This is a genomic window from Aquabacterium sp., from assembly GCF_004297345.1.
Lineage (GTDB): Bacteria > Pseudomonadota > Gammaproteobacteria > Burkholderiales > Burkholderiaceae_C > Aquabacterium.
This window is the reverse complement of sequence record NZ_SCTN01000164.1, coordinates 1-1,843: the sequence shown is the minus strand read 5'-3', so window position 1 is coordinate 1,843 and position 1,843 is coordinate 1. Positions and strand designations below refer to the sequence as shown.

The following is a 1,843-nucleotide window of genomic DNA, read 5'->3' as shown; positions in this document are numbered from 1 at the left end:
GCTCTTCCGATCTGAGTGGGTCGGCAAGGTGGTCAGCCCCGTGCTGATGCTGATCATGGGCGTGCTCATCGGGGGCATCGTGGTGCTGATGTACCTGCCCATCTTCCAGGTTGCGGAGCAGATTCAATGAGCGCCGTGTTGAAGATGGTGGACACACCGCAGGATCCCTTGCTGGCATGCGAACCGGATTGGTTCGTCTGGCCTCTGGCCAAGGCCATGCGCTTGCGTGTGGTCGTGGCCTGCGATGCCGGGCAGCAGTGGCGGGCTTTGTCACCTGATGTGGATGATGTGTTGCTGCACGAGGCTGTGGCGCGTGTCGTGCCGCACGCGTTGACGTGGCAACGGATTGACGAAGAGGCTTTGTCCCTTCTGCTGGCCAGAGGTGAGCAGGCATTTGAAGCCCGCGGCGCCTTGCTTTCTGCGGGAACCGATGGTGCCCAAGCGCAAAAGGGTGCTTCCACATCGCACGTGTTGACGGTCGATGCCATCAGCCGGCAAAGCAGCCCCGTCATCAAGTTGCTGGATGCCACCTTGTTCGATGCACTCAAAGCCCAGGCCAGCGACCTGCATCTGGAGTCCACGGCGTCAGGCATGGTGATTCGGCATCGTCTGGATGGCGTCATGCTGCATGTTGGCGATGTGGGATCGAGAGAGGTTGCCGAGCAACTGGTGTCCCGTCTCAAGGTCATGGCCGAGTTGGACATCGGTGAGCGACGTCTGCCTCAGGACGGCCGCTTCAAGCTGCGTGTGTTGCAGTCTGTTGAAGAGGGTATGCGTGAGGTGGATTTTCGCGTCTCCATCATGCCCAGCAGCTTTGGCGAGGATGCCGTGCTGCGCATCCTGGACCGCAGTCGCCTGTCGTCTCAGGCAGAAGCCTTGAGCCTGGAAGGGTTGGGCTTTGATGCCGACGATGCCACCGTGGTGCGTCGCCTGGCGCGCAAGCCCTATGGCATGTTGCTGGTGACGGGCCCCACGGGCAGTGGCAAGACCACCACCTTGTATGCCGTGGTGCAGGAGATCAATGACGGCACCGACAAGATCATCACGATCGAAGATCCGGTCGAGTACCAACTGGGCGGCGTGGTTCAGATTCCGGTCAACGACAAGAAGGGGCTGACCTTTGCGCGCGGCTTGCGCAGCATCCTGCGCCATGACCCGGATCGCGTGATGGTGGGTGAAATCCGCGATGCGGAAACCGCTCAAATTGCCTCGCAGGCCGCCTTGACGGGGCACCTGGTGCTGTCCACGATCCATGCCAACAATGTGTTTGATGTGGTGGGACGCTTCATGCACATGGGCGTGGATCTCTACAACATGGTGTCCGCGCTCAATGGGGTGGTGGCGCAGCGGCTGATGCGCAAGCTGTGTACGCAGTGCGCTCAGCCCTGGCAACCGGCAGCGCCAGATCTCAAAGCTGCGCAATTGCCACTGGACACGCACGGACATTTTCATCGCGCGGTGGGCTGCCCGGCTTGTCGCCAGACAGGGTACCGGGGGCGCCGAGCCGTGTCGGAAATCCTCTTGATGGACGATACCTTGCGCGACCTGATTGTGAGCCGGGCATCGCTGCTCAAGATCAAGACGCATGCGCGTGCCAGCGGTACAAGGCTCTTGCGTGAGTCGGCACTGGCCTGGGTGCTGCGTGGTGAATCGACGCTTGAAGAACTCAACCGCGTGACCTTGGTGGAATGAGCATGATCGATGTATCCCATGCCTGGTCGCGCATCAAGGGCCGTTGGGCCACGCTGCGTGAACAGCCCATCCTGTTCTTGCATGCGAGCGGCATGGACGCGGAGGCTGATGCTCAGGTATTGGCTGCGTTTGGTCGTTGGTGTGAAGCGCA

At 61.0% G+C, this 1,843-nt stretch carries 1 protein-coding gene; it reads left to right on the top strand.

Annotated elements, in window-relative coordinates; all coding sequences use genetic code 11:
* Positions 1-126 precede the first annotated feature (126 nt).
* Positions 127-1,692 (top strand): GspE/PulE family protein, encoded by a 1,566-nt coding sequence (locus tag EPO09_RS05560; protein ID WP_290641013.1) that lies wholly within the window; start codon positions 127-129, stop codon positions 1,690-1,692.
* The last annotated feature ends 151 nt before the right edge of the window (positions 1,693-1,843 follow it).

Bases quoted from the DNA above. Each gene is read 5' to 3' on its own strand.
- EPO09_RS05560 (WP_290641013.1), top strand. From the start codon at position 127: ATGAGCGCCGTGTTGAAGATGGTGGACACACCGCAGGATCCCTTGCTG.